The sequence below is a fragment of the Janthinobacterium sp. GW823-FHT06H09 genome (assembly GCF_058794735.1).
Map to the genome: position 1 here is coordinate 16745 of NZ_JBXAHC010000020.1, position 19072 is coordinate 35816.

Below are 19072 nucleotides of genomic sequence, written 5' to 3' on the forward strand. Positions count from 1 at the left end.
CTTTAATTTATTTCATATCATTCATTGTTCTTTCTCAAATACACTATAGCAATCTTGTTTGTCTGAAACTTCATTTAGGGGCAGGGCAATGACGGCGATACCTTCGGCAAGACCTTCGTATATCTATCAGGGCGGTTCGGTGATGATGCACTCGCCGCTGCAATTGAAACAGTCGGAAATGTACGGCTATTTCGTCAGGGGCGACCTGGCCAAGCTGCAGGCCACCGTGAATACCACGCTGAACCAGGTGGCGGGCAGCAGGATGACTCTGAAAGCCCTGTCGCCGTATGTGATGCTGACGTTTACGCGCGTCAACCATGCGGACTCGGCCAATCCCGTCGACCAGGCCAAGGGCTGGATCACGGAAGTCGACATCGTCACCTGGATCATGGTCGGCCAGATGGATGAACGCGGCAAGCTCGCGCATATCTACTGGTATCCGTGCCACATTTTTGTGGATGACGCCATGGCCCTGATCAACGGGCGCGAACTGTTCGGCTATCCGAAATGCCTGTGCGACTACGAGATTCCCGCCGCCGGCAGCGAGCCGCTGCGCTGTTCCGTCGCCGCCAAGGGCTTCCAGCATTTTTCGCCGGAAACGAAGCTGGCCCTGCACCCGCTGCTGGAAGTCAATGCCACCGTGCAGACGGGGCCGCACAAACCCGTCAACAGTTTCCTGGAACTCATCGAGCAGGCATTCGAGATTTTTCTCTCCATTCCCGATTTCTTCGACATGGACCAGGCTGGCTGGGCCGACATCCTGTCGCTGCTGCGCAACCCGCGCATCGACCAGATTTTCCTCAAGCAATTCCCCGACAGCGCGGGCGTGAAAGCCGTGTACCAGGCCCTGGTGGCCGCACCGGCCGAAATCAACCGCCTGCACAGCGCGCGCCTGCTCGGCTATGAATACGAATGCACGGTGCACGCCTTCGACAGCTTCCCGCTGGACCAGACCCTGGGTTTGCAGCTGGGACCGCAGGCGGCGATTTTGCCCTTCAATGTAAATTTCGACTTCACGGCCATGCCGGGCGAGGAACTGGTCGACAATTCCCGCATCGCGCCGGAAAAGATCGCCATCCTCGGCGGCGGCGTGGCGGCCATGACCACCGCGTATTATTTGACGAACCAGCCGGGCTGGCAAAACCGGCATGCCATCACCGTCTACCAGCTGGGCTGGCGCCTGGGCGGCAAGGGCGCCAGCGGGCGCAATGCACAGGCGGGCCAGCGCATCGAGGAGCACGGCCTGCACATCTGGTTCGGCTTCTACGCGAACGCCTTCAGGATGATCAAGGAAGCCTATGCCAGCCTGGAACGCCCGCCCGGCGCGCCGCTGGCCACCTGGCGCGACGCTTTTAAACAACACGATTACGTGGCCCTGTCGGAAGACGTCAAGGGACAATGGCGCAACTGGTCCATTGTCTTTCCCACCTTGCCGGGCGAGCCGGGCGAGGGCGGCGAAGACGTCACCCTGTGGCAGATGGCCATCGCCATGGTGGGCTGGATCGAGCAGTGGATACGCCAGATCCGCCAGGTGGCGGACGCCGACGCGCGCATCGTGCGCGCCAGCGCATCGCAGGGCGAAGGCGTGTGGCCGGGCTGGTTGCGCCGCCTGGCCGACGAAGTGGTGGGGCAGGCCGATGAACTGGGGCTCGACGTGGGCCTGTCCGTGGGCGCGCTGGCGGCGCTGGTGGCCGACCTGGCGCCGGACTCCACGCGCCACGACCAGGCCCGCCACCAGCTGCTGGCCAGCACCCTGAACGGCATCCGCGCCTGGCTGCGCCTGCGCTACCGCGCGCTGATCGATGGCGACGACGAGTTGCGCCGCCTGTTCACCTGCCTGGACCTGGGCATCACGGTCATGAAGGGCATGTTCGAGGATGGCGTGTTCAAGAACGGCTTTGACGTCATCAACGACATCGATTTCCGCGCCTGGCTGCGCAAGCATGGCGGCGACGAGCAGTTCAGCGTCAATTCGGCGCCCGTGCGCGGCTTTTACGACCTGGTGTTTGCCTACGAGGGCGGCGATTTTTCCAAGCCGAACATCGAGGCGGGCACCTTGCTGCGCTCGATGGCGCGCATCGGCCTGGCCTACAAGGGCGGTATCATGTTCAAGATGCAGGCCGGCATGGGCGACACGATTTTTACACCGCTGTACGAGGTGCTGCGCAAGCGCGGCGTGGAATTCAAGTTCTTCCAGCGCGTGGAAGAACTGGTACCGGGCGCGGGCGACATCGACAGCATCCGCATCACGCAGCAGGTGCAATTGAAGGACCCCGCCGCCGGCTATGCGCCGCTGGTGGACGTGAAAGGCTTGCCGTGCTGGCCCAGCGCGCCCGATTATGGGCAGATCGCACCGGCCCAGGCGGCGCTGCTGCAGGCGCAGGAAGTCAATCTGGAATCGTACTGGAGCGACTGGCCGCAGCAGTATGCGCAGGCGTTCGGCCGCGCGCTGCCCGCCACGGTATTGAAGAAGGGCGTCGACTTCGACAAGGTGGTGTTCGGCATTTCCATCGGCTCGCTGACGGCCCTGTGCCCGCAACTGCTGGCGCAAAGCCCGGCCCTGCAATTGGCGGCCGACAAGGTGAAAACGGTGGCCACGCAGGCTTACCAGGTGTGGCTCAACAAGGATTTGTCTCAGATGGGCTGGACCACGCAGCCGAAGGGCCAGCAACCGGTGCTGTCGGCCTTCACGGAGCCGTACGACACGTGGGCGCCGATGGACCAGTTATTGGCGCACGAGGACTGGCCGGTGGGGCTGGAACCGAAAAACGTTTCGTACTTTTGCAGCGCCTTCCCCGTCGACAGCTACCCGCCCGTCACCGACACGGGCTTTCCCGCCCGCTGCGCGGCCAAGGCGAAACAGGGCGCGCTGCACCAGCTGGAACGCGAGATCGGCGCGCTGTGGCCCGAGGCGGGCGGGCCGGGCGCGTTTCCGTGGCAATGGCTGGTCGATGCGAAGGCCGGTACGGGACCGGCGCGCTTCGACAGCCAGTACTGGCGCGCCAACGTCGACCCGTCCGAGCGCTACGTGATGTCGGTGGTGGGCAGCACGCAGTACCGGCTGGCGACCGACCAGTCGGGCTTCAGCAACCTGTTCCTCACGGGCGACTGGATCAGGACGGGCCTGAACGCGGGCTGCGTCGAGGCGGCCGTGATGGCCGGCATGCAGACTTCGCGCGCCATGACCGGCTATCCGGCCGTGATCCAGGGCGAGACGGATTTCTAGGCATGCGAGGCCTGATGCTGCTGTGCCTTGTCTTGATCCACCTGCACGCGGGCGCCGCGCCGCCGGGCGCCATCGTGCTGTGGCCCGGCGCGCCGCCCGGCGGCGCGGCGCCGGGTCCGCAGCGCGACAGCGCCAAAGGCTCCATCACGCAGGTGGAGCAGCCTTACCTGATCGCACACCGCCCGGCGCGGCCGGACGGCACGGCCGTCCTGCTGGTCAGCGGCGGCGGCTATGCGCATATCGAGGCGGGCAAGGAAAGCGGCCCCACCGCCGCCTGGCTGCAAGCGCAGGGCGTCACGGCGTTTGAACTCGTGTACCGTCTGCCGCAGGAAGGCGGTGGCGCCAGCGCGCCGTTCCAGGACGGCCAGCGGGCCATGCGCGTGATCCGGGCGCGTGCGGCCGAGTGGGGCATCGATCCGGCGCGCATCGGCATGCTGGGTTTTTCCGCCGGCGCGCACCTGGCCGGCATGACGGCCGTCCAGCCGGACGCCGCCCTGTATGCGTCCGTCGATGCGATCGATAGCGTCTCCGCGCGGCCCGATTTCGTCGTGCTGCTGTACCCCGTGCTGACCATGCAGCCGCCGTTCGACACGACGCATGCGAAGAAAGAGCTGCTGGGAAGCCACCCCACGCAGGCGGCGCGCGATGCGCTGTCGGTGGAACGCCACATCGATGCGCGCACGCCGCCCATGTTCATCGCGCAGGCGCTGGACGACCCGATTTCTCCATCCGAGAACAGTACATTGATGGCGGCGGCCCTGCGCCGCGCCGGCGTGCCTGTGGAACTGCACCAGTTCCGGCACGGCGGCCATGGCTGGGGCCTGGGCAAGCCGGGCAGCGAACCGGCCGCGTGGCCGCAGCTGCTGCTGGCGTGGCTGCAATCGCGGGGCTGGATGCCTCAGCCTTCGGGCTGAGTTTCCAGGTCGCGCCGCGCCACGTCCAGCGCCGCCCGCAGCTGCGGCAGGAACTGTTCCACGTTATCGAGCTGGCCGTTCGAGGCCAGGGTTTCCATCTGGTGGCACAGGCCGTGCAGGGTGGGGCGGCTCAGGTAGCCGGCGCTGCCCTTCAAGGCGTGGAAGGCGGCGGCCGCCGCGCTGGCATTGCCGTCGCGCACGGCGTGGCAAGCCAGGTCCAGGCGCCGCGGCGCTTCCGTCAGGAATGCTTGCGCGATGCGCTGCAAGTGCTGCGGCGACAGGCCTGCCAGCGGCAGAATGTGCACGGGCGCCGTCATGGGATCGGCCGGCGCCGGCGTTTGCGCCTGCGCGTCGTCGGCATCGTCCAGGCCGAACTGGCGCGCCAGGGTGTCGTCGTCGATGGGTGCGGCCTGCGGCAGCGCGTGGCCGCGCGCCAGCAGCAGGTCGATGATGGCGTCGATTTTCTCGAACAGCAGCGCTTCGTCGACGGGCTTGCTGAGGAAGTCGTCCATGCCGGCGGCCAGGTAGCGTTGCCGGTCATGTTCGCTGGCGTTGGCCGTCAGCGCGAGGATGGGAATCTGCGCGTCGGGAATGGGGAACTGGGCATTGCCGCCGTCGCGGATTAGGCGCGCGGCCTGTTCGCCATCCATTTCCGGCATGCGGCCATCCATCAGCACGCAGTCGTAGGGGCTGGATCCCAGCGCGCGCAGCGCCTGTTCGCCGTTTTCCACGATGGTGACCTCATGGCCCATGCTTTCGAGCAGGGTGCCGATGATGATCTGGTTGGTGCGCACGTCTTCGGCGCACAGGATGCGCAGGCGGCAGGCGTGGCGCGCCTGGCGCACCGGCCGGCGCGCATCGGCCGCCGGCGCGCTGCCGTCTTCCAGCGGCAAGGTGAAGTGGAAGCGCGAACCGATGCCGACCCGGCTTTCCACGCCGATCGTGCCACCCATCAGTTCGACCAGTTCCTTGCAGATGGCCAGGCCCAGGCCCGTGCCGCCGTAGCGGCGCGTGGTGGAATGGTCGGCCTGCTCGAATTTCTGGAACAGGCGCGGCAAGGTGTCCGCGTCGATGCCGGGACCCGTATCGCTGATGAGGAATTCGATCTCGCTGCGGCCATCGCGGCGCGGCGGCGTGCGGGCGCGCCGCACTTCCAGCAGCACTTCGCCATTGGCCGTGAATTTCAGCGCGTTGCCCAGCAGGTTGATCAGGATCTGCCGCAGGCGCGTGGGGTCGGCGCGCACGTAGCGGGGCAGGTCCAGCGCCAGTTCGCGGCGCAGCAGCAGGCTCTTGGCGTCGGCCTGGCCCTGCACGATGCCGGCCGCGTCGCCGATCAGCGCCAGCAGGTCGAAGTCCACCGTTTCCAAGGTCAGCTTGCCCGCGTCGATCTTGGAAAAATCGAGGATGTCATTGAGGATGGTCAGGAGCGACACGCCATTGTGCAGGCCGATGCGCAAGTATTCCTGCGTACGGCCACGCACGGACTGGTCGCGCAGTGCGAATTTCAGCATGCCGATCACGCCGGCCAGCGGCGTGCGGATGTCGTGGCTCATGGCGGACAGAAAATCGATGCGGTGGCGGCTGACCACTTCCGCATGCTCCTTGGCCTTCAGCAGGGCGTCGTTGCTGAGGGTGAGAGCCAGGGTGCGTTCCTGCACCCGCTGTTCCAGGTTGTTGCGCAGCAGGCGGATCTGGTCGGCCAGGGCAAAGGCCAGCAGCAAGCCGTCGAAGGTGCCGCCGAGCAGGGTCACCAGCTGGGCGTTGGCCACCATGGCCGGCATCAGCCCCAGGTTGGCCGGCAGGATCAGAAAGCCGGGCAGCATCAGCGCGACGAAGGCCAGCACGAAGAAGCGCGCCGGCTGGTAGCCGCGCCGCCAGACGACGATGCCGCAGATGAGCGCCAGCAGCATCCAGATGCTGATGGCGATGGTGGCCAGCGTGTGCGCATACGACAGGGCGAAAAAGCAGCTGGGCAGGAGCAGCAAGGGCAATGCCAGGTTGACCTTGCTGAGACGGTACAGCAGCAGGGAGTAGTCGCGCAGGCGCAGGAAATGCATGTAGAACAGGGTGCTGAAGACGGGCAGCAGGAAAAACGGCACGTAATGCAGCTGCAGCTGGTGCCAGTCGAACAAGTCGGCAAACACGTGGAAGGTCATGGCCCAGGCCAGGCCGTACGTCAGCACGTACAGCGCGTAATACGCCGACGCCTTTTCCAGGGTGATGGAAAAGATGAAGAAATTGAACAGGCCCAGCGCCAGCAGGGCGCCGATGGAGGCCACCATCAGGAAGTTTTCCTTGCCCACCAGCTTGCGGTAGTCGTGCTGCGTCTTCACGCCGAACAGGGGCGCGCGCGCGTAGTAGGGGCTGGAAAAGCGGATCAGGATGTCGTACGTGGCGCCCGGCGCCAGCTGCACGTTCATGCCATAGTGCAGCAAATAGTCGTGCGGCCGCTGGTAGCCCGTGAGCAAGGTACGCGGCGCCGCGTGCGGCCCCGGGCCATACACGTAGACGTCGACCAGGTCGATCAGGGTGTCGTTCGGGTCAATGACCCAGGCCGCTTCGCTGCTGTCGTTGCGCACCTGCGCATGCAGCCAGTAGGCGCCGCCGAACAGGTCGACCTGGTCGGCCGGGCGCTGGCGCGCCAGCCAGGCGGGCAGGGCGGCGACATCGGCAGGCGCGGCTTCATTTTCGGCAAGAAATAGTTGGCCGCCCTTGCCCAGGTGAGCGATGCCTTGTTTGCTCAGAGGCAAGGGCGTCGCCTGCGCCGCGCCCGCCAGACCCAGCAGGCCGAACAGCAGGCTGAGCACGAGCGGCCAGCCGCATAGCCAGGCGCTGACGCGGGAGCTGGAAGCGCGGTGGCAGGGAGGGGGCGAGTGGGCTGGCATCGATGGAGTGGGTGATGGTCGCGCGGGAATTGGCGGCAACGCCGTTTGCTGTGGAGTGTCCATTTTAATCGACTCTCGGTGACACACGGGCAAATTCATGTCCTGTCCGCCTGGCGCCCGCTCCGGTATCATGGCGCTTTTGCCCGCGAGATATTCATGCTCAGTCCCGACCAGTTCCTGGCCTTCCTGGCCGCCGCCGTCTTGATCACCGCCAGTCCTGGCCCCGACAACCTGATGGTGCTGGGCGTGGGCATGTCGCGCGGGCGCCGCCAGGGCATGGCCTTCGGCCTGGGCTGCGCCCTTGGCTGCCTCACGCACACCGTGCTGGCGACCATCGGCGTGTCGGCCCTGCTGGCCGCCTCGCCCACGGCCTTTACGGCGCTGAAAGTGGCCGGCGGGCTCTATCTGGTGTGGCTGGGCATCGGCGCCTTGCGCAGCCGTGGCGGCGCCAGAGTCGATGGCGCGGCCGCCTTGCCCGACGAATCCTTGCTGCGCCTGTTCGGCAAGGGACTGTTTGCCAACAGTATCAATCCGAAAGTCGTATTGTTTTTCCTCTCGTTCCTGCCGCAGTTCATCGTCGCGGGCCAGGGCAATGCCAGCTGGCAGACGGCGCAGCTGGGCCTGGTCTTCACGGCGCAGGCGTGCGTGCTGTTCGGCCTGCTCGGCTATTTTTCCGGCGCCGTCGGCCTGTGGCTGAACCGCCGCCCGCGCGCCGGCCTGTGGCTTGACCGCGTGGCCGGCACCATCTTCATCGGCCTGGGCTTGCGCCTGATCCTGGCGCGCTGACCTCTTGCCTGGCGGTGATGCGGAACGCCAGTTCCATCTGGTCCTGCACGGCCATGGCGCCGCCCAGGATGGCGAACGGCACGATGCCGAAGTCGCTTTGTTTCAGCAGCAGGCTGCCGCTGGCCTGCAGGCTGCGCCCGTCGGCCGCTTGCTCGACGCGCACCGGCAGCCGCACCGTGCGCGTCACGCCATGCAGGGTGATGTCCGCATCAAACACCTGCTGGTCGCCCGTGCGGCGCGCCTCGATGCTGACCCACGGATAGCGTTCCGCCTCGAGCACGCGCACCAGCATGTTGTGGCGCGTGCCGGCGATGGCGTCGGCCGACGGCGTCGTCGCCAGGCCCGCCGCCTGGCGCAAGCTTTCTTCATCCACAGTCATCTCGTCGAGCCGGAAGCGCAACTGCGCGCGCCCCGGCGCGGGCGCCACGATGCCCTGCAGGCTGCGGCTGGCCACCACATGGTCATGCCCGAGCCGCGCCAGCGCGCCGCCACGGCGCACGGTGATGGTCAGCAGGGACTCGTCGGGCACGATGTGCAGCAGCTGCACGCCCTGCCGCTGCCACGCGGGCGCCGGCACGGCGGCAGGGGCGGCCGGCGCGGAAGCGGGGGCCGGCGCGGGCGGCAAGGGCGTGCAGGATAGCAGCACGGCGCAGGCGCCGGCCAGCAGCATGCGGCGGTGAACAGTGTGCATCGATGAAAACTCCTGGCTGGACATGGACTGCGCGTGCAGAGGCGCAAGGCGCGATGGGGCGATGGGGCGATAGTAAGCGATCCAGCCTGCCCGGCGCTAGCCCTTTCGCAGGCGGCCGCGCAAGGACGGAGTACAGGGATAGCGTTTACCGCGCCTGTCCGTCGACAAACAGGAGGATGGCGCTGGCGACCACCTGCGGCGCTTCGCGCTGCGGGAAGTGGCCGATGCCTTCGAGCAGCACGCGCTGGTAGGCGCCGCTGAAATGGCGTTCGCGACCGGCCGAGCTGTCCGGATGGTTGCAGGTGTCGGCCGCGCCATGCAGCACCAGGGTGGGCACCGGCAAAACGGGCGCCGGGTGCAGCCGCGCTTCGTCGGCTGCGTACGCGGGGTCGCCCTCGGCAAACGCCCAGCGATGACGGTAGGAATGCAGCACCACCTCGGCCCAGTCGGGACCGTCGAAAGCGCGGCTGGCCTGCGCGAAATCGGCTTCGCCATACCAGCCGGCGGGCGACCAGCTGTCCCACATCATGCGGGCAAACGCGTGGCGGTCATGCTCGACCGCATGCTGGCCCCGCGGCGTGGCCATGAGCCAGTGGTACCAGTAGTTGCGCGCCTGCTGGTAAGACAGTTCTTGCCGTGGGTCATTCGTGCCATAGCCTACCGACAGCATGACGAGGCCAGATGCCGCATCGTGGCGCAAGCCGCAGGCATTGGCGACGGCGCGCGCGCCCCAGTCATGGCCCACCAGCAAGGGCTGATCCAGTTGCATCGCATCGATAAAGTCGAGCAAGTCGCGCCCCAGCGCGGCCAGCTGGCCGCTGCGCGGCGTGTCCGCATGGCGAAAGCGCGTGGGCGCGAAGCCGCGCAGGGCGGGCGCCAGCACGCGGTAGCCAGCGGCGGCCAGCGCCGCCGCCGTTTTGGCCCAGCTTTCCGGGCTGTCGGGCCAGCCGTGTACCAGCACGGCGCAGCGGCTGCCGGACGGGTTCCATTCCAGGTAGGCCACGTCCAGCAGCGGGGTGGCGATGTAGTGATAGTCTTGCATGGCATTCCTGACGAAGGTGAGGGGAGAACGTCATGGTAGCGCCGGCAATTAATTTGATTCGTGAGCAATTCATCGATATTATGATCATATCTTGATGAATTGGAGCCTATCATGCACGCCTTGCCGGCAATGACCCTGGACATCGTCCTCTTGCGCAGCCTGCTGGAAGTGGTCGATACGGGCGGCTTCGCGCTGGCCGCGCAAAACCTGGCGCTGACGCCGTCGGCTGTCAGCGGGCATATCAAGCGCCTGGAACACAGCGCCGGCAAACAGTTGCTGGCGCGCACGACGCGCAGCCTGGAGTTGACGGCGGCCGGCGAACTGCTGTACATGTATGCGCGCAATATCGTCGACCTGGAACGCGAGGCGCGGGCCAGGCTCAGCGGTGCATCGGTGCAGGGGCGGCTGGTCCTCGGTGCGTCGGAAGATTTCGCGGGCACGTGGCTGCCGCAAGTGCTGCAGACGTTCCAGCGCTGGCATCCGCAAGCGTCGATCGAGCTGAAGGTGGGCATCACGGCCGACCTGCTGCGGCGTCAGGCGCACGAGCAGATCGATGTCATTTTCGGCAAGCAATGCAGCCGCACGGAAGGGGCGGGCGAATTGCTGTGGGCCGAACCGCTGGTATGGGCGTATGCGGCCGGCCGCCTGCCCGATCCGCAAATGCCCGTGCCGCTGGCGCTGTTTCCCTCGCCGTGCGTGTACCGCGAAGCGGCGCTGGCCGCTTTGGCGCAGGCGGGCCGTGCCTGGCGGCTGGCGTTTGACAGCGGCAGCATGGCCGGCTGCGTGGCGGCGGCGCTGGCCGGCTTTGCCGTGACGCCCGTGGCGCGCAGCCAGTTGCGCGACGGCTTGCGCATCCTGGGAGCGGAAGAGGGCTTGCCGCCATTACCCGATGCCCGTTTTTATGCCTTTCCACGCAATAATACGCCGGCCGTGCTGGCGCTGGTGGACGCCGTGCGCGGCGCGGGACAGCGGCACCAGTTTCGCGCATGATGCCGGCGGAGCTGGAAATGCCGATGAAAGTATGAAAGTTTAGCCTGCGTCATAAGGCGGTCATATGCCGCTGTTATGATGCTTTCGTTGGCACACAGCATGCATTGCGCAGATCACTACGCTCCGGGAGCGATAGGATGCAGGCATGACTCAACAGCTTAGCCGGTGAGCTCAACCATCGGCACCAGACATGTAAAAATTGTTTTATGGCAGTATTTGCAGGGTGGGGCAGGGGAAATGCAGGAATCGGGCGGGGCTTTAATGAAGTCCTAAGCCTGCCCGAGGGAAGGACTGGCATAGTGGATACATGGCGCACGGAGACCCCGGGCGCAAGGTTGCCGGACACCTCAATGACCGGCACGATTTCCACGTTTTCATGTGTTTCCCGTTTTATCCCTGCGCTCGAAACAGCGTTTCAACCGGCTACCGCACTTTGCGAAGCCGGTTTTTTTTTGCCTGCGTTTTCATCCGTTCCCGGCGCCGCGGCGCCGGGAAAACCAATCAGCCCGCCTGTTTCGCCAGCCATGCATCGACGGCCGGCAGCCGTTCGGCGCGCAGCTTGATGCGGTACTTGATGCCGGCCACGGAACTGTCGGCGTCGCCGCGCGCGCCGGCCGGCAGGTGCGCCTGCGCGTACGCTTCCAGCTTGGCGATCATGTCCGGCTGCGCCGAACCGGCGGCCAGGCGCGGGAAGTAGCGGCTGCGCGAGCTGGCGTCGATGCGCGCATTGACTTGCTCCAGGTGCGCCAGCGCAAAGTCGAAGGCCAGTTCCGGATGCGTGCGCGACACGCGCGAGATCATGGCCGGGCTGTTGGTCACGCCCGGTTCATCCGTCAGCGCCAGTGCCAGCGCGCGCTGCGCCAGCGCGGGATCGTCGCTCGAGGCCAGCAGGTCATACAGCTGGTTTTTCACCAGCGGCGTCTTTTCCTGCTGCGCGCGGGCGTGCAGCTGCTCCCAGGTGGTGGCGTCCGCATGCTGGGCCACCACGCCCAGGATGGTGCGGCGCAGCGGTGCGGGCATGGCGGCGGGATCTTGCTCGCTGGCCGCATGGCGGCGGCGCGCCTCGGCGATCACGCCCGGTTCGCCCATGTCGCCGAGGATGGCGATCAGCTGTCCGCGCAGGGTCGCCACGCTCGACGCTTCGCCCGCGCGCGCTTCCCAGCCCGTCTGCGCCATCATCGGCGCCAGGCGCGCCACGGCAAAGCGGCCGAAGGCCTGCTGGCGCGCTTTGCTTTCCGCGCTATCGCCCGCATATTGTTCGTACAGGCTGCCCAGGGAGGCGGCCACCTTGCCCAGTACCTGCGGATCGGCCGACAGCGGCGTCGCTTTCACCAGTTCCAGGAAGTCGGCCAGGTTTTGCGCGCCGGCCAGGCCCAGCGACTGGCTGTCCGCCAGCAAGCCCAATTGGTCGATCGGCGCCAGGCGCGCGAAGCTGCGCGCCAGCGCGCGCGTGTTGGCGGGCGCGTACACGGTGCGGTAGTAGCCGCTCTGGCCCGCGTTCACCAGCAGGGCGCCGCAGCCGGGCACGTTCAAGGTCGCCTTGCCATTCCTGACCAGCACCGTGGCCAGCTTGCCGTTGCCGACCGTAGAGGCGATGACGGGCACTTTCCACGACAGCGGTTTCTTGTTCGGCTGGTCCTTGGAAAATTCCGTCTGCGTCAGGCGCACGCGCGTATTGCCGTTCCGGCACACGGCGTTGTCCACCGTGATCATCGGCACGCCCGGCTGCAACGTGAAATCATGGGCGATGGCGCTGACCGGCTTGCCGGCGGCCGCATCGACTTCGCGCCACAGGTCGTCGGACACCGTATTGCCATACGCATGCTTGCGCATGTAGCTGCGCACGGCCGTGCGCCACGTGTCGGCGCCGACATACGCTTCGAGCATGCGGATCACCGCCTCGCCCTTTTGATACGTGATGCCGTCGAAGGCCTGGCTGGCCTGCTCCACGGTGGCGATGCGCTGTACCACCGGATGCGTGGTGCGCAGCGCGTCCTGGCTCATGGCCGACTCGCGCCCGCCCACGCTGGACAGGGCAGTGTTCCACTCGGGGTGCAGACGCTCCGTGGTGCGGCTTTCCATCCACGACGCAAAACCTTCGTTGAGCCACAGGTCATCCCACCAGCGCATGGTGACCAGGTCGCCGAACCACTGGTGCGCCATTTCATGCGACAGGGTGGTGTAGATGTTTTCCTTGTCGGCCTGGGTCGAGATGGCCGGGTCGAGCAGCAGGCCGTATTCGAAGGTGAAGACGGCGCCCCAGTTTTCCATGGCGCCGAAGAACTGGCTGCGGCCCGGCGCGGCGATGTTGTCGAGCTTGGGCAGCGGATAGCGCACGCCGAAATAATCGTTGTATTCGCGCAGCAGGGCGCTTGACTCGTCGAGCGCGAAGCGGCTTTGCGCCAGCGCTCCTTTCTTCGTGATGACGCCGATCTCCGTACCGTCGGCCATCGTTGTCGCCCGCTCGAAGTCGCCCAGGCCGAAGAACAGCAGATACGTCGACATGCGCGGCGTCGTGGCGAAGTACACGTGCTTCATGCCATTGCCCAGATCTTCGCTGCTGGCGATCGGCATGTTGCCGACGGCCATCTGGTTGCTCGGCACGACCACGTTGAGATCGAAGGTGGCCTTGTAGTCCGGTTCATCCCACGATGGCAGCATGCTGCGCGCGTCCGAATTTTCGAACTGCGTGTACAGCGCGCGCTGGCGGCCTTGCGGCGTGTCGTAGTCGAGCGAAAACAGGCCCGTGGCCTGCGTGCCGATCTTGCCGCTGTAATCGATGCGCAGCAGGTACTCGCCCTTCGCCACGGGTTCGGCGAAATGCACGGTGGCCGTCTGCTTGTCCGCGTCGAACTCGATCTTGCGCGTCACCTGCTTGCTGCCGCCCGCGCCTTCGATGGCGGCGGCCGCAAACGTCAGGTTCAAGGCATTGAAGGTGATGCTGGCCGTCGGCGCGTCGACCGCCACCTTGATGGCCACCTCGCCCTTGAAGGTAGAGGCGGCGGCGTCCGGCGTGATCGACACGATATAGTGCAAAGGCGTGACGCCGCGCGGCAGCTGCGTGGTGGTGCCGGGCGCATGGCTGGCCGAGACGTACCTGGCGGCGGGAGCTGCATTGTCTGCATGGGCTGCGGTGATGGAAGCCAGTGCCAGGACGGCGGCGGCCAGTTGGCTGCGCCGGAAGCGCGGGGTCGGTGTGCGATGCATGGTATGCCCTTGGTTCATGGATAAAACGCCCGCCAGCCGGATAGGCTGCGGGCGTTGATGACGTGTGGGGGACATCGCTGGAACTGGCGGCCAGCGTTCCCGTACAGCAATCTAAGGCGAAACGGGGGCAAAGTCAACGCGCCAGGGGCGCCGCACCATGCCGGTGCGCTGGTATGATGGGCGTCTGACTGCATTGCCACAGGCTGGTGCCGCGCCTGATTGGCCACCACCATAACGAGACGAGACCTGCACATGAAACTCACTATCAGCCCCCGCACGCCCAATCCGCGCCGCGTCACCATGTTCATCGCCGAGAAGGGCATCACCGGCATCGAGGAAGTGGCGCTCGACCTGATGGCCGGCCATCACCGCGATCCCGCCTTCCTGGCGAAAAACCCGCTGGGCCGCGTGCCCGTGCTGGAACTGGACGACGGACGCGTGCTGACCGAGACGCGCGCCATCTGCACCTACCTGGAAGGCTTGCAGCCGCAGCCGAACCTGATGGGCGAGGGATTCGAGGAGCGCGCCTTCATTGAAATGGCCGACCGCCGCGTGGAACTGCATTTGTTCAGCGCCGCCGCCAACTGGGTGCGTCACGGTCATCCGGCCCTGGTGGCGCTGGAAAACCCGCAGTTTCCCGATTTCGCCACGGCGCAGGCGGGCAAGCTGCGCGAGACGGCGCAATGGCTGGACCAGGTGCTGGCCCACCAGCCCTACATCGCCGGCGAACGCTTTACGATTGCCGACATCACGGCCTTCTGCGCACTGGAATTTGTACGCGGGCTGATGAAGTACCGGCCGGGCGCGGAAGGGTTGTCCAACCTGCAGGCTTACCGCGACCGCATCGCCGAGCGGCCCAGCGCGCAGGCGAAGTAGGCCTTGCGTGCGGGCCGCTTCAACTATGTTGTCGGCTTACGCCCGTTGGGCTAAGCCGACCTACGCCCCGTAGGTTGGATTAGCGGGACGCGTAATCCAACATCATCGCGGGCGGGCCAACAATGTTGTCGGCTTACGCCCGTTGGGCTAAGCCGACCTACGCCGACCTACGCCGACCTGCGTTTACCGACAGCCCGGTAGGTCGGATTAGCGGAACGCGTCATCCGACATCACCATTTACTTCAGCTGCTCGTGCAGGAAGGTGTAGGTCAGCGCCCACATCAGCGCCTGCTGGTCGTTGTTGGCGGCACCCGCATGGCCGCCTTCCGTGTTTTCCCAGTACAGCACGTCGTGGCCTTGCTCTTCCATCTTCGCCACCATCTTGCGCGCATGGCCTGGGTGGACGCGGTCGTCGCGTGTCGAGGTGGTAAACAGCACGCGCGGATATTTCTTGTCCTTGAAGACGTTCTGATACGGCGAGTACTTGCTGATGTAGGCCCATTGTTCCGGCACGTCCGGATCGCCGTACTCTCCCATCCACGAAGCGCCCGCCAGCATCTTGTTATAGCGGCGCATGTCGAGCAGCGGCACCTGGCTGACGACGGCGTTGAACAAATCGGGACGCTGCACCAGCACGGCGCCCGTCAGCAGGCCGCCATTGCTGCCGCCCATGATGCCCAGGTGGCGCGGACTGGTGACCTTGCGCTTGATCAGATCCTGCGCCACCGAGATGAAATCGTCATACGCGCGCTGGCGGTTTTCCTTCAGCGCCGCCTGGTGCCAGCGGGGGCCGAATTCGCCGCCGCCGCGGATATTCGCCAGCACATACACGCCGCCCTTTTCCAGCCACGCCACGCCCGTGGTGCCGCTGTAGCTCGGTTTGAGCGACACTTCAAAGCCGCCATAGCCATACAGCACGGTGGGGTTGCTGCCGTCGAACTTCGTCTTCTTGTTCATGATGGCGAAGTAGGGCACCTTGGTGCCGTCCTTCGACGTCGATTCGAACTGCTCCACCTTGTACGGCGCCGCATCGTAGTAGGCGGGCAGCGACTTGATTTTCGTGCGCTGGTCGCTTTGCGCAGTGGCCAGGTACAGGGTGGTCGGATTGAGGAAGTCGGTCACCGTCAGGAAGTACTGGTCCGAATCGACCGGGTCGAGCGCGCTGACGGCCAGGGTGCCCAGCTTCGGCGCGTCGACGGCGCGGCGCTGCCACTTGCCGTTCACGTGGCGCAGTTCCGTCAGGCGGTTCTTAACCTTGTCCAGGGTGGTGACGAGGATGGTCGATTTCGTCGCCGTGACATTGTCCAGCGACGAGGTGGCCGTGGGCGCGTACAGCAATTCCAGCTCCTGCTTGCCCTGCATGAAGGCCTTGAAGTCGGACGCCAGCAGCGAGCCTTGCACGTAGGTCTTGCCGTTCACTTTCCAGTCCGAGCGCAGGGTGATGATCAATTGATCGCGTACGGTGAAGGCCGTCGCGTCGTCCGGCTTCGGCACTTTTTTCAGATCGGCGCCTTCGCGCAGGAACATTTCGCCGCTGTAGAAATCGATTTGCCGCTCGATGAACTGGTGTTCGTGGCCGGGCGTGAAGTCCTTGTAGGCGCCCGCGCTCATGTCGTCCGGTTTGGCTTCATACAAGGTGTGCGCCTGCGCCAGCGGCGTGCCGCGCTGCCACTCTTTGATGATGCGCGGGTAGCCCGAGCTGGTCATCGAGCCGGGGCCGAAATCGGTGGACACGAACAAGGTGTCCTGGTCGATCCAGCTGGCGCTGCCTTTCGCTTCGGGCAGGGTGAAGCCGCCGTCGACAAAGGCGCGCTTGGCCACGTCATATTCGCGCACCACCTTGGCGTCGCCGCCGCCGCGCGACAGGGAAATGAGGCAGCGTTCGCCCTTCGGATACAGGCAGGAGGCGCCGCCCCAGACCCAGTTTTCGTTCTCGCCGGCGGCCAGCTGGTCGAGGTCGATCACGGTTTCCCACGCGGGTTCGGCCAGCTGGTACTGCGCCAGGGTGGTGCGGCGCCAGATGCCGCGCACGTGCTGGGCGTCGCGCCAGAAATTGTAGTAAAACGCGCCTTCCTTGCTGACGTAGGGAATGCGTTCCTTTGAGTTGAGGATGGTTTTCAGGCGCGCCTGCAGGGCCGCGAAGCCGGGTTGGGCTTCCAGCTCTTTGGTGGTGACGGCATTGTGCTGCTTGACCCAGGCCAGCGGCTTGTCGCCGAGGACTTCTTCCAGCCACAGGTGGGGATCGGTGTTGGCGGCGGCAGGGGCGGGGGCTTGCGCGTGGGCGATGCCCGCTGCGGCCAGGCCGAGCAGCATGCTGCCGGCGAGAGTGCGATATGACGACATGTAAGGTTCCTGGTTGGTCCGGTGGAGGCCGCGTTGCAGGCAAAACGGCGCAGCCATGGTGCCATGGATTGCTGTGAGGAACCAGTGTCTATGGACGGCTACCTGAAAAAATAGTTACTTTTCCAATATTGTTTGCTGGAAAAGAGCAGGGCCGTAGAATCTGCGGCACTTGGTGTACCAGTCCGTGCCGTTGCCGTGCCCTGATGCGCGGCGTTCACGGCAGCTGATTGACCCACACGGGCGCCGACCAGACGATGTTGCCGTCGTCCTGCGTCAGGCGCGCGTAATAGACATGGGGGCCGGGCGCGGGCGTGACGGTGAGCTCGGCCTGGTCCGACAGTTGCGTGACGGAGCCGTTGCCGCCCGGTACGCCGTGGAAAATGGCGACGGCCGCCGCTTGCCGGCCCGCGCTGTTGCTGAAACTGGTAGACAGTTGCAAGGGCCCGTGGTTGTCGAAACGCTCGCCCATCAGCTTGCCATTGGCCGTGAACAGCAGCTGCGCGTGCTTGTCCATGGTGGCAAAGACGCGGCGCGCGCGCAGCGCGTCGAGGAAGCTGTCGCGTGACACGGGCATGCCGGCGGCCGGGCTGGCCACCAGCACGGCCGTGCGGTTGCCGTACGACGCGCCCCAGTTGGCGCAGTGGTTGTCCTGGTTGCTGCTGAAGGCCACGTGGTAGCCGGCCGCCAGGGCACGGTTGCAGGCCGCCTCGTAATTGCTGCGCCGCGTTTCCGTTTCCTGGTCGTTGGTGGAAAACGCGGATGTATTCATCACTTCGCACAGCACCATGGCCGCATCGCCGTCCGGCGTGTAGCCGAGCGGCTGGCCATCGACGAGAAACTGGCCCGCATAGGCAGGGTGGTTGAACTGGCCTATCCAGCCCCGTTCGCGCATCAGCGCATACAGGGCGGCGTAGTCGTTTTTCGGCGTTTCCAGGTCGGCCAGCAATTCGCCCCGGGCATTCCTTTCCCAGCCCAGCAATTGGTCGCTATTGAAGATGTTCAGGTGGCCGCCCTTGTTGATGACGCCCCATTCCATGCCGTACAGGGCCAGGAAACCCGGGTGGGCGTTTGTATAGGCGGCCGCTTCGGCCAGCCCCGTCTGGTACAAGGCCTTCGCTTCGGCAGGCGTGGCTGCGGGATTGGTTCCGTCCGAACCGTCATACATATGGTTGTGCTCGGATGTCAGTAGGGCGTCCAGGCCGTGATCCTGCGCATATTTATAGGCGTCGATGGGGCCGAACGGCGCCGTTTGCGGCTCCTGCGCGCCATGGCAGGCATCAAGCGCCGCGCCGCCGTCGCTGTGGCGCGTCTGGCTGTGCAGGTTGGCGTAGACGATGCGGTAGCCGGGCTCCTCATCCAGGCGAGACAGTTGTTGCAGGCCGGCCTGGAAGGCGGGCACCCGGGGCGCCGTGCTGGCGCCCCGCTGCACCGCGATTTGCCATTGCTGTTCCACCTGCGCTTCGTGCGGCGTGCCGGCATCGGCCACGGCCAGCAGGCGCAGCGCGTACAAGCCGTCCGGCGCCAGCATGCGCCGTTCGCGCGCATCGGCATCGGCGCGGCCATCCCAGGGCAAGTTCACGCGCTTGCCGCCGGCGCCCACCTGTTCCGTGCCCGACCAGCGCCGCAGCACGGCGCCTTGCGGACCGGGACCGGACAAGGTCAGGGTCCAGCGCACGGCATGGGCGCGGCCTTCGTCCGGATACGTGAGGCGCACGACGAATGTGCGCGCCTGCGTGACCCGTTCGCCGCGCGCCGCGTGGAACGGTGCGAACACGGTCGCGTCCAGCTCGCTGTGCTCCCTCGGTTCGGGAGAGCCATCTTGCGCTGCGGCGGTGTTACTCCAGGCGATCAAGAGCGCACCCACGCAGACGCATGCCAGCGCGCGCGCCAAGCCGCGCCGTGGCTGCCATTGCCGCAGTTGCCCGAACATGCCGGCCTCCGCTTCATGAACTCAATATCAATTAGACAAACATTGCACTTTCGAGTTCCCCGACGCACCAAGAAGAGGCGTGCCTGCACCGCCAGGTGCCATGACCTGGCGCAAAGTCCGTACAAATAGGCACCCTGCCCTTGGGACGGGCCTGGCACGGCGCTTGCTAAACAGAAGGGACG

At 65.9% G+C, this 19072-nt stretch carries 11 protein-coding genes; 5 read left to right on the plus strand and 6 right to left on the minus strand.

What is annotated here, in order from left to right; translation table 11 throughout:
• Positions 1–88 precede the first annotated feature (88 nt).
• The gene (locus AC1Q6X_RS25165; protein WP_492498746.1) at positions 89–3226 is read left to right on the plus strand and encodes an NAD(P)-binding protein; all 3138 of its coding nucleotides are present in this window, start codon (positions 89–91) and stop codon (positions 3224–3226) included.
• Positions 3227–3228: 2 nt separating this feature from the next.
• Complete coding sequence (locus AC1Q6X_RS25170) at positions 3229–4140, plus strand: alpha/beta hydrolase (RefSeq protein ID WP_492498747.1); 912 nt, start codon at positions 3229–3231, stop codon at positions 4138–4140.
• Here the strand turns inward: AC1Q6X_RS25170 and AC1Q6X_RS25175 are convergent.
• Positions 4125–7025, minus strand: coding sequence for a hybrid sensor histidine kinase/response regulator (locus tag AC1Q6X_RS25175; RefSeq protein ID WP_492498748.1), 2901 nt, complete (start codon positions 7023–7025; stop codon positions 4125–4127). The two genes, AC1Q6X_RS25170 and AC1Q6X_RS25175, sit on opposite strands and share 16 nt — an antisense overlap.
• A 156-nt stretch (positions 7026–7181) precedes the next feature.
• On the opposite strand from AC1Q6X_RS25175, the gene AC1Q6X_RS25180 reads away from it, so the two are divergent.
• Positions 7182–7811: a LysE family translocator gene (locus AC1Q6X_RS25180; protein ID WP_034754929.1), complete on the plus strand. Its 630-nt coding sequence runs from the start codon at positions 7182–7184 to the stop codon at positions 7809–7811.
• Here AC1Q6X_RS25180 and AC1Q6X_RS25185 read toward each other — a convergent pair.
• Together AC1Q6X_RS25185 and AC1Q6X_RS25190 are read right to left on the minus strand one after the other, a co-directional pair.
• Positions 7774–8502 carry a YceI family protein gene (locus tag AC1Q6X_RS25185; protein ID WP_492498750.1) on the minus strand — a complete coding sequence of 243 codons (729 nt, stop codon included), beginning with the start codon at positions 8500–8502 and terminating at the stop codon, positions 7774–7776. The genes AC1Q6X_RS25180 and AC1Q6X_RS25185 overlap by 38 nt on opposite strands.
• 145 nt (positions 8503–8647) lie before the next feature.
• Positions 8648–9544: an alpha/beta fold hydrolase gene (locus tag AC1Q6X_RS25190; protein WP_492498751.1), complete on the minus strand. Its 897-nt coding sequence runs from the start codon at positions 9542–9544 to the stop codon at positions 8648–8650.
• Between the two features lie 111 nt (positions 9545–9655).
• Between AC1Q6X_RS25190 and AC1Q6X_RS25195 the strand changes: the two genes are divergently transcribed.
• Positions 9656–10534 carry a LysR substrate-binding domain-containing protein gene (locus tag AC1Q6X_RS25195; protein ID WP_492498752.1) on the plus strand — a complete coding sequence of 293 codons (879 nt, stop codon included), beginning with the start codon at positions 9656–9658 and terminating at the stop codon, positions 10532–10534.
• 501 nt (positions 10535–11035) lie between these two features.
• Here the strand turns inward: AC1Q6X_RS25195 and AC1Q6X_RS25200 are convergent.
• Entirely contained in the window at positions 11036–13741 is a 2706-nt protein-coding gene (locus AC1Q6X_RS25200; protein WP_492498753.1) for a M1 family metallopeptidase, read from the minus strand.
• 252 nt (positions 13742–13993) lie between these two features.
• Between AC1Q6X_RS25200 and AC1Q6X_RS25205 the strand changes: the two genes are divergently transcribed.
• Positions 13994–14617 carry a glutathione S-transferase family protein gene (locus AC1Q6X_RS25205; protein ID WP_070222237.1) on the plus strand — a complete coding sequence of 208 codons (624 nt, stop codon included), beginning with the start codon at positions 13994–13996 and terminating at the stop codon, positions 14615–14617.
• Positions 14618–14854: 237 nt separating this feature from the next.
• Here the strand turns inward: AC1Q6X_RS25205 and AC1Q6X_RS25210 are convergent, their stop codons facing one another.
• Together AC1Q6X_RS25210 and AC1Q6X_RS25215 are read right to left on the minus strand one after the other, a co-directional pair.
• Positions 14855–16960 (minus strand): prolyl oligopeptidase family serine peptidase, encoded by a 2106-nt coding sequence (locus AC1Q6X_RS25210; protein WP_492498754.1) that lies wholly within the window; start codon positions 16958–16960, stop codon positions 14855–14857.
• Positions 16961–17174: 214 nt separating this feature from the next.
• Entirely contained in the window at positions 17175–18890 is a 1716-nt protein-coding gene (locus tag AC1Q6X_RS25215; protein ID WP_492498755.1) for a CehA/McbA family metallohydrolase, read from the minus strand.
• Between the last annotated feature and the right edge of the window lie 182 nt (positions 18891–19072).

Excerpts from the sequence above, each read along its gene's own strand:
- AC1Q6X_RS25165 (WP_492498746.1), top strand. The coding sequence starts at position 89 with ATGACGGCGATACCTTCGGCAAGACCTTCGTATATCTATCAGGGCGGT.
- AC1Q6X_RS25170 (WP_492498747.1), top strand. The coding sequence starts at position 3,229 with ATGCGAGGCCTGATGCTGCTGTGCCTTGTCTTGATCCACCTGCACGCG.
- AC1Q6X_RS25175 (WP_492498748.1), bottom strand. The coding sequence starts at position 7,025 with ATGCCAGCCCACTCGCCCCCTCCCTGCCACCGCGCTTCCAGCTCCCGC.
- AC1Q6X_RS25180 (WP_034754929.1), top strand. The coding sequence starts at position 7,182 with ATGCTCAGTCCCGACCAGTTCCTGGCCTTCCTGGCCGCCGCCGTCTTG.
- AC1Q6X_RS25185 (WP_492498750.1), bottom strand. The coding sequence starts at position 8,502 with ATGCACACTGTTCACCGCCGCATGCTGCTGGCCGGCGCCTGCGCCGTG.
- AC1Q6X_RS25190 (WP_492498751.1), bottom strand. The coding sequence starts at position 9,544 with ATGCAAGACTATCACTACATCGCCACCCCGCTGCTGGACGTGGCCTAC.
- AC1Q6X_RS25195 (WP_492498752.1), top strand. The coding sequence starts at position 9,656 with ATGCACGCCTTGCCGGCAATGACCCTGGACATCGTCCTCTTGCGCAGC.
- AC1Q6X_RS25200 (WP_492498753.1), bottom strand. The coding sequence starts at position 13,741 with ATGCATCGCACACCGACCCCGCGCTTCCGGCGCAGCCAACTGGCCGCC.
- AC1Q6X_RS25205 (WP_070222237.1), top strand. The coding sequence starts at position 13,994 with ATGAAACTCACTATCAGCCCCCGCACGCCCAATCCGCGCCGCGTCACC.
- AC1Q6X_RS25210 (WP_492498754.1), bottom strand. The coding sequence starts at position 16,960 with ATGTCGTCATATCGCACTCTCGCCGGCAGCATGCTGCTCGGCCTGGCC.
- AC1Q6X_RS25215 (WP_492498755.1), bottom strand. The coding sequence starts at position 18,890 with ATGTTCGGGCAACTGCGGCAATGGCAGCCACGGCGCGGCTTGGCGCGC.